The following is an 8562-nucleotide window of genomic DNA, read 5'->3' as shown; positions in this document are numbered from 1 at the left end:
CTACAATCTTCCCCTTTTGCATTACCATCATCCGGTCGCTGATAAACCTCACCACTGAAAGGTCATGCGAAATAAAGATGCAGGTAAATCCCAGTTCCTCCCGCAACCGGATCAGCAGGTTCAGCACCTGTGCCTGTACACTTACGTCCAGCGCTGCAACAGATTCATCGCAGATAATAAAAGATGGTTCCACCGCCAGTGCCCGGGCAATTACCGCCCGCTGCCGCTGCCCGCCGGAAAATTCGTGGGGATAACGGCTAAAGTGCTCCGGCAACAGGTTTACCTTCTCCAATAATTCCAATACCCTGGCCTTCCGCTGTTGCTCCGTACCATAAAGGCCATGTACCATCATTGGCTCCATGATGGCGGCCCCAATGGTTTTCCGCGGATTCAGCGAAGCGTACGGGTCCTGGAAAATAAGCTGCATATCCTTCCGCAGCGCCCTCATTGCGGCAGGTGAAAAACTTCGTATATCCTGTCCTTTATAAACAATACTTCCGGCAGTTGGTTCTGCAAGCCTTAACAACGACCGTCCAAGGGTCGTTTTACCACAACCGGATTCCCCTACCAGTCCCAGTGTTTCACCGGTCATTACCTGGAAACTCACATCGTCAACCGCCTTAGCCCACTGCAATACTTTACCGGTAATGCTCGTTTTTACCGGGAACCAGGTTTTCAGCTGATGTACCTCCAGCAATGGCGCAGCTAAAGCTAACTGTTGCTCCCGCTGCTTCAGGGTTGCTTCAGGGATTACCAGCGACTGCATCACATCGCGGATGGCGCCGGCTTTTTCGTGTATCTGTCCCTGTGAGTCCGTTTCCATAAAATCACGGATCACCGGTAACCTGCTCAAACGTTTATCCAGCGGGGGCCGGCAAGCCAGCAAGCCTTTGGTATACGGATGTTGCGGATGCAGGAACACAGCTTTAACCGTTCCTTCTTCCACAATATTCCCTTTATACATCACCACTACCCTTTCCGCTATTTCTGCTACCACGCCTAAGTCGTGCGTAATAAAAATAACGCTCATATCCATTTGCTGCTGTAGTTCCCGGAGCAACTCCAGGATAGCCTTTTGTACCGTAACATCCAATGCGGTGGTGGGTTCATCCGCAATCAGCAGGCGGGGGTGACAGGAAATAGCCATTGCTATCATCACCCGCTGTTTCTGTCCGCCGGAAATTTCATGGGGATAACGGTTCATCATCCCGGCAGGGTCGGGCAATTTTACTTTTTCGAAAAGTGATATCACTTCTTTCCGGGCAGCCTTGCGGCTTACGCCGGTATGCAAACGGATAGCCTCAGCAATCTGCTCCCCGCAGGTATGCAGGGGATTCAGTGCCGTCATGGGTTCCTGAAAAATCATGGCAATTTCATTGCCCCGGTAGCTCCGCATGGTAGCGTCGGGCAATTGCAGCAGGTTTACTGCTGTTTCATCTGAAGCCTTGTAAAGGATCTTTCCGCCGGAAATGGCGCCAGGCATATCAATCAGGCGCATGAGCGAGAGGGCGGTAACGGATTTTCCGGAGCCGGATTCTCCTACTACACCCACTATTTCACCCTTGCCTATAGAAAGGGTAATTTGATTAACAGCTGTTATTGATGTTTGTGCCGACCTGAAAGTTACCTCGAGGTCCTGTATCTCTACCCGCGTGGAAAGCATACCCGGAAGATACAACAATTCTAAAAACGCAGGTGCTTCACAGTTTGATGGCTTTCAATCAGCTTCTGCAGGGAATCTATTCCTACTTTAAGATGGCGCTCCACGAACTTGTTGGTCACCTTTTTGTCGCTTTCTTCCGTTTTTACGCCTTCCGGCACCATCGGCTGATCGGATACCAGTAATAAAGCCCCGGTAGGGATCTTGTTAAAGAAGCCTACAGAAAAGATGGTAGCTGTTTCCATATCCACTGCCATTGCCCTTATTTTTTCCAGGTATTGTTTGAATGAGGCATCGTGCTCCCATACCCGCCTGTTGGTAGTATAGCAGGTGCCGGTCCAGTAATCGTAACCGGAATCACGGATAGTGGTGGAAATGGCTTTCTGTAAAGCAAATGCAGGCAGCGCAGGCACTTCCGGCGGAAAATAATCGTTACTGGTACCTTCGCCACGGATAGCGGCAATGGGTAATATCAGGTCGCCGATATTATTCTTCTTTTTTAAACCGCCGCATTTACCGAGGAATAGTACTGCCTTGGGAGAGATGGCAGAGAGCAGGTCCATTACGGTAGCTGCGCCGGGACTCCCCATGCCGAAGTTAATAATGGTAATATCGCCTGCTGTAGCGCATTGCATTGGCTTTCCGGCGCCAACGATTTCCACGTTGTTCCAGTCGGCAAACATTGTTACGTAATTACTGAAGTTGGTGAGGAGGATATGGGATCCGAACCGATCCAGTTTCTCACCGGTGTAGCGGGGCAGCCAGTTAGCTACAATTTCGTCTTTTGTCTTCATAGCTTTTTGACAAGCAAATATAAGGTTTTGTTCGCTAACCCCAATATTATCCTAATGTGACTATCTTCGCAGCAGTATTAAAAGCAATAATCTCTTGATCGCTATCAGTTTCCCCCCACCCGATTTTAAAATTATGAGAGAAGGCGGCAAAGAACTCATCTTCGACCGTTTCCGTAAAAAATATGTGGCGCTCACTCCGGAAGAATGGGTAAGACAGAATTTTCTGAATTACCTGGTAAAGGTGCTGGAATACCCCGCTTCCCTGATAGGCATTGAAAAGGAAATTTTTTTGGGAGAGATGAAAAAGCGGTATGATATCGTTATCTACAACCGTGCAACACAACCCTGGATGCTGGTGGAATGCAAAGAAATGAATGTGCCGCTTACCGAACATACTATGCAACAGGTGATCCGCTATAACATGGTGATCCCGGCTACTTACCTGGTGATCACCAATGGTGTGAACACTTTCTGCGGCAATTACGTGGCTACCGAAAACAAATGGCGTTTTTTGCGCGAGTTGCCTGCGTTTATGTGAGCGGAGGGGAACCCTCCGCTCACACTCACATCAGGGGAAGATGCCCAATTGCTCGTAAGCGGCACCTACCTTATTAATAGCCACTACGTAAGCGGCTGTACGCATATCGTGGATCAGCGGATTAGCCATCATTACATCGCGCACTTCGTGAAGCGCGGCATGCATGGTTTCTTCCAGGCCGGAATATACCAGGTCTACTTCATCAGCACCATGTGCAATGAATTTCCTTTCTTTATCAGAAACGGTTTTGCCAGTGAGTTCCTCGATGGTTTGCAGGATGTGGATGTTCATATTTTCGTCGAAGCGCTTGCCCAAACGGCCATAACGCACGTGGCTGAGGTTTTTCAGCCATTCGAAATAGGATACGGTTACACCGCCGGCATTCAGGAACATATCGGGCACAACGATCACTCCTTTTTTATTCAGGATCTCGTCTGCTTCCGGTGTTAAAGGTCCGTTGGCGGCTTCACCAATGATCTTCGCTTTAACATTCGGTGCATTGTGCTTGTCTATTACATTTTCCAGCGCTGCAGGGATCAGGATTTCGCAATCCAGTTCCAGGCCGTCTGTATTTTTATTCAGATTGGTAGCGCCTGCGAAATTAACAATAGAGCCGGTTGCTTTTTTGTGCATCAGCACTTCGTCGGGGTTCATGCCCTGTTCATTATAGATGGCGCCGTCCCACTCGATGAGGCAAATCACTTTAGCGCCCGCTTCGTGGAAGTATTTGGCAGCGTGATAACCTACGTTACCCATCCCCTGCACAATTACTCTTTTTCCTTCTATACCGGTAGTAAGACCAAGACGGTCCATATCTTCCTTGATATTACACAGTTCGCGCAAACCATAGAATACACCTAAACCGGTTGCTTCAGTACGACCGCGTACACCGCCCTGTGATACAGGTTTACCGGTAACGCAACCATAACCATCTATTTCACCCGGGCGTAAGCTCATGTAAGTGTCCAGGATCCAGCTCATTTCTCTTTCGCCGGTACCATAATCAGGAGCGGGAACGTCTGTACCGGGGCCGATAAAGTTTTTCTTTACCAGTTCCGCAGTATAACGACGGGTGATCGCTTCCAGCTGGAAGGGCGTATAGTTGCGGGGATTGATTTTCAAACCACCTTTGGCTCCGCCAAAAGGAACGTTTACAATGGCGCATTTGTAGGTCATTAGGGACGCCAGTGCCATTACTTCGTCCTGGTTTACTTCATCACTGAAGCGGATACCACCTTTGCAGGGAAGTTTATGATGTGAATGTTGTACACGGTAAGCTTCAATTACCTGTACAGAATCGCCTATTCTCACCGGGAATTTAATCTGGTAAACGGCGTTGCAGGCTTTGATCTGCTCCAGGATACCCTTGTCCCATTTGGTGAATGCAGCTGCTTTGTCGAAGCTTTTCTCCACGCTCTGGAAGAAGCTATAATGCTGATCTTGCGACATAAATTATTGTTTTGGTATAACGATTAGATTTTAAACGCTTCTGGGTTAGTTATGTTTGTCTTTTTCTTCCAGCTTACCGATCTTCCTGTCGAGATTGATAAGAAACAACACGATTCCTAAGAAGATGATCACTAAAACACCGACAATGACATAAATTTTATCGTTGCTGCGGAAAAATTCGTTGACTGGTCCTTTCTCTGTATTCTGCTGTTGTGCATTTGCCAGTACCGAAATGAATAGCAAGACCATGGTCAGGCAAAATGAAAACGCTCTGTTGATCATTTAAAAATATTTTTAAGCTGTAATTTCCTGTAACGTACTACCAGCGTGAATATCCACACACTCAGCAGGGTCCAGCCGATAAAGGCGGGATACAATACCAGTTTCATGGAACCATCGGTATCTTTCGACGCAAAACCCGGTGTGGTAGCGCTTCCCGGGTGCAGGGAATCCACCATGCGGGGAATGATATAGGTTAGTGGTATCAGCAAGGCAAAGGCGAAAATGTTGAAAACTGCGGATATACGTGCCCGTTTGTCCAGGTCATGTATAGATATACGCAGTACCAGGTATGCCATATAAATAAGGATGGCAATGGCCGTACACATCTGTTTGGGATCGTCTGTAAGTGTTCCTCCCCAGGTATAGGTAGCCCAGAGCGTACCCGTTGCAAACCCCAATACGCCAAAGAAAGTGCCTACTCCGGCAGCGCTGGAGGCAATCACATCTTTCTTCAAATCATATTTCGACAGATAAAGCAGGGAATTGACGAGAGATATGGTATACATGGTATACATACATATCCACATCGGTACGTGAAAGAACAATCCGCGGGATGATTGTCCGTTGGTTCCTATTATAGGTATTTTAACAGTGAACCCGGCGATAATTACATATAAAAGAAGCAGTATCGCTAATGCTTTCCACCAATGTCTGGCCATTTTTTAATAGCTATATTCGGGGGCAAACCTACACGTTTTAAACCTAATCACAAAGATTTTCGGGGATTTTAAGTTTATCCAACAGCGATAATTCCCTGTTAAATATCCTTTACAGAAGTGAGCTTTTTATTTGATATTTCTAATATCAGTCTTTCCACAAAAACGGGAAAAGGATCATGGTGAGGGCAATTACCAGTATATCCATCCCCCCGAGCAACAGGAACATCCTGGGAAGTTCGGGCTGGTATACGGTTACGAAAGCAGACAGTGAGATGTTGGCCAGCAGCATCAGTACGGGCATAATGAGCGGAAAACCCATCACTGCCATCAGTGCTGCATTGTGGTTGGCCTGGGCGGCAATAGCCGCCAGCATGGTAAATAACAGGGAAATGCTGGTACCGCCCAGCAGCACCATCCCCACGAAATAAACCGGGTTGATAATGGGATTCCCCAGGAAGGCAATACTGCAAACCAGTGCAATGATGCTCATGAGGGTCATTAATATCACATTATAGATCAGTTTTGCCGCGATAAAGCAACGCGGATTCACCAGGGAATAGAAGTACAAAAGCCGTCCGCGGCTTTCCTGCATAAAGCTTTTGGCCACCGCGTTTACCGCTACAAACAGCTGTATTACCCAGAAAAGGGCATTCCATACCTTGTCGTCCGGCCGGCCCATCATCAGGTTGATAACAAAAACGGTAGACACAATATAGAGCAATACCCCATAAAAGGCATACTGCTGGCGGAGCTCCAGTGTAAGATCCTTTTTCACAAGGGTGAATGTTTGATGTATGGGATGGCTTTTTTTCATGATCAGGCGCAAAGATAGCTATTCGCAATTAGCTTTCAGCTGTTACTCATTTTTAAGTATATTTAGCCCCTTATTAAAAAATGACATCCCCGTAGCAAAGGGGCCTTTTTAAAAGCAAACTGCTGATGAAGAAAATTCTGGTTGCCAATAGGGGAGAAATTGCATTACGTATCATGCGTTCTGCACGTGAAATGGGTATAAAAACAGTGGCGGTATATTCCGAAGCTGATCGTACCATGCCTTTTGTACAATATGCAGATGAAGCCGTTTGCATTGGTCCTGCTCCTTCCAATCAGTCGTACCTGCTGGGCGAAAAAATAATTGCCGTAGCCATTGAGAAAGGCGCAGACGGCATTCACCCTGGCTATGGGTTCCTGAGTGAAAACGCCCGTTTTGCACAACAGGTGACTGATGCCGGCATTACTTTTATTGGACCCTCGGCGGCTTCCATTGAAGTTATGGGAAGCAAGCTGGCTGCCAAACAGGCTGCGCAGAAATTTGGCGTACCTATGGTGCCTGGTACTGAAACACCCTTACGCAGTGTGGAAGAAGCAAGGGAGGTAGTAAAAAAAACAGGGTTTCCTATCCTGATCAAGGCTTCCGCCGGCGGTGGAGGTAAAGGAATGAGGGTGGTAAATAGTGCTGAAGAGCTGGATGAACAGATCAGGATGGCTAAAAGTGAGGCCCTTAGCGCTTTTGGCGATGATGCTGTATTCATAGAAAAATATGTGGGTTCTCCGCGGCATATAGAAATACAGGTACTGGGCGACCGCCATGGTAATTGTGTATATTTATTTGAAAGGGAATGTTCCATTCAAAGACGCCACCAGAAGTTGATCGAAGAAGCGCCCTCATCCTGTCTTACACCAGCAATCCGTGCGGCCATGGGACAATGTGCGGTAGATGTGGCCAGGGCCTGTGATTATTACGGCGCGGGTACCGTGGAATTTCTGGTGGATGAGCAGCTGAATTTTTATTTTCTCGAAATGAATACACGGCTGCAGGTAGAACACCCGGTAACAGAGCTGATTACCGGCCTCGACCTCGTAAAAGAACAGATAAAGGTGGCCCGTGGCGAAAAATTATCCTTTACCCAGGAAAGCCTTAAAATAAACGGCCATGCCATCGAGCTGCGCATCTGTGCTGAAGATCCTGCCAATAACTTCCTGCCTGACACCGGTAAATTGGAAACCTATATCCGTCCGCAGGGTTACGGCGTAAGGGTAGATGACGGATATGAACTGGGAATGGATATTCCTATCTACTACGATCCTATGATTGCTAAACTCATCGCATGGGGCAGCGATCGCGAGGAAGCAAGGCTCCGCCTGATCCGGGCTATTGAGGAATATCAGGTAAAAGGGATCAAAACCACGCTGCCTTTCGGCCATTGGGCATTACAGCAACCCGCATTTATCGGGGGAAATTTTGACACCAATTTCATCAACAAATATTTTACGCCACAGTCGCTTCTTACAGACGAAAAAGACATCAATAAACTGGCCGCTATACTGGCTGCATATGTGTGGCAGCAAAACAATATAAATTTACAGGAAGCGGCTGTAAGCAACAATCCACGTGAATCCCCCTGGAAAAAAAGGAATATGTTAAGATAAGCCGAAACAGTTGTTAACTTTCGTTAAAGTGTTTCCTGAAAACGCCAAAACGTATAACTTTGCGCCAATTTTAATTATGTTACGCAACATTATATTACAGATCCTGCAATTCTTTTACCAGCCCTTTTCGAAGGTGATGCCCTGGCAAACTTTCCGCTACCTTGCGTGTGGCGGGGGCAATACGGTATTGGATATAGCCCTGTATTCCATATGTTATAACCTGGTACTGCATAAGCAAATTGTTCACCTGGGCGCTATTGATATGAGCGCGCATATTGCTGCCCTTTTTATGGCAATGGCCGTTACATTCCCAACCGGCTTCCTTCTCAGCAAATACGTAGTGTTTTCCGAATCTAATTTACGCGGGCGCGTACAATTATTCCGTTACTTTATGCTGGTGGGTATCTGCATTCTGCTGAATTATTTATTTATGAAGATGTTCGTGGACCAGCTTCACTTCTACCCCACTATCGGTAAAATATTTACTACCGCACTGGTAGTTATTTTCAGTTATCTTACCCAGAAGAAATTTACTTTTAAAGTGAAACAACAGGCATAAAGAAAAAGGAAGACCAGCCGGCCTTCCTTTTTCTTTATCATAGCTCTTCATAATAACAATGCCTGCATCTGGGCTCATACAAATCCTTCTCTCCCAATAACAATGTTTCTTTGGAAGCTGATTTACGGTAAGAGTAATTGGCAATATGCCCGCACTTTACACAAATGGCGTGCAGCTTGGTAATGTAATCT

The 8562-nt window shown here is 46.8% G+C and carries 10 protein-coding genes; 3 read left to right on the top strand and 7 right to left on the bottom strand.

What is annotated here, in order from left to right:
• Both VN105_RS14350 and VN105_RS14345 read right to left on the bottom strand, forming a co-directional pair.
• Positions 1-1663 (bottom strand): ABC transporter ATP-binding protein (locus VN105_RS14350; RefSeq protein WP_325642026.1); only part of this gene is annotated, 1663 nt, incomplete at its 3' end.
• A gap of 20 nt (positions 1664-1683) precedes the next feature.
• The gene (locus tag VN105_RS14345; protein WP_325642024.1) at positions 1684-2454 is read right to left on the bottom strand and encodes an AMP nucleosidase; all 771 of its coding nucleotides are present in this window, start codon (positions 2452-2454) and stop codon (positions 1684-1686) included.
• 133 nt (positions 2455-2587) lie between these two features.
• Between VN105_RS14345 and VN105_RS14340 the strand changes: the two genes are divergently transcribed.
• Positions 2588-2992, top strand: coding sequence for a type I restriction enzyme HsdR N-terminal domain-containing protein (locus VN105_RS14340; protein WP_325642022.1), 405 nt, complete (start codon positions 2588-2590; stop codon positions 2990-2992).
• Positions 2993-3022: 30 nt separating this feature from the next.
• Here VN105_RS14340 and VN105_RS14335 read toward each other — a convergent pair whose 3' ends face one another.
• From VN105_RS14335 to VN105_RS14320, 4 genes are all read right to left on the bottom strand, one after another.
• Complete coding sequence (locus tag VN105_RS14335) at positions 3023-4441, bottom strand: Glu/Leu/Phe/Val dehydrogenase (RefSeq protein WP_325642020.1); 1419 nt, start codon at positions 4439-4441, stop codon at positions 3023-3025.
• Positions 4442-4486: 45 nt separating this feature from the next.
• Positions 4487-4723, bottom strand: coding sequence for a CcmD family protein (locus VN105_RS14330; protein WP_325642018.1), 237 nt, complete (start codon positions 4721-4723; stop codon positions 4487-4489).
• Positions 4720-5382 carry a cytochrome c biogenesis protein CcsA gene (ccsA, locus tag VN105_RS14325; RefSeq protein ID WP_142685895.1) on the bottom strand — a complete coding sequence of 221 codons (663 nt, stop codon included), beginning with the start codon at positions 5380-5382 and terminating at the stop codon, positions 4720-4722. Before ccsA ends, VN105_RS14330 begins: the two co-directional genes overlap by 4 nt.
• A 145-nt stretch (positions 5383-5527) precedes the next feature.
• On the bottom strand, positions 5528-6196 hold the full coding sequence (locus VN105_RS14320) for a heme exporter protein CcmB (protein ID WP_325642016.1): 669 nt from the start codon (positions 6194-6196) through the stop codon (positions 5528-5530).
• 125 nt (positions 6197-6321) lie between these two features.
• Between VN105_RS14320 and accC the strand changes: the two genes are divergently transcribed.
• Both accC and VN105_RS14310 read left to right on the top strand, forming a co-directional pair.
• Positions 6322-7812, top strand: coding sequence for an acetyl-CoA carboxylase biotin carboxylase subunit (gene accC / locus VN105_RS14315; protein ID WP_325642014.1), 1491 nt, complete (start codon positions 6322-6324; stop codon positions 7810-7812).
• Between the two features lie 76 nt (positions 7813-7888).
• Positions 7889-8371, top strand: a complete 483-nt coding sequence (locus VN105_RS14310; RefSeq protein WP_325642012.1) for a GtrA family protein — start codon at positions 7889-7891, stop codon at positions 8369-8371.
• A 37-nt stretch (positions 8372-8408) separates the two neighbouring features.
• Here VN105_RS14310 and VN105_RS14305 read toward each other — a convergent pair whose 3' ends face one another.
• Positions 8409-8546: a hypothetical protein gene (locus tag VN105_RS14305; protein WP_325642028.1), complete on the bottom strand. Its 138-nt coding sequence runs from the start codon at positions 8544-8546 to the stop codon at positions 8409-8411.
• Positions 8547-8562: the final 16 nt, after the last annotated feature.

This window comes from Chitinophaga sp. (assembly GCF_035564935.1).
GTDB lineage: Bacteria > Bacteroidota > Bacteroidia > Chitinophagales > Chitinophagaceae > Chitinophaga.
The sequence above is the reverse complement of the archived record's forward strand: the minus strand, read 5'-3'. Positions and strand labels throughout refer to the sequence as shown.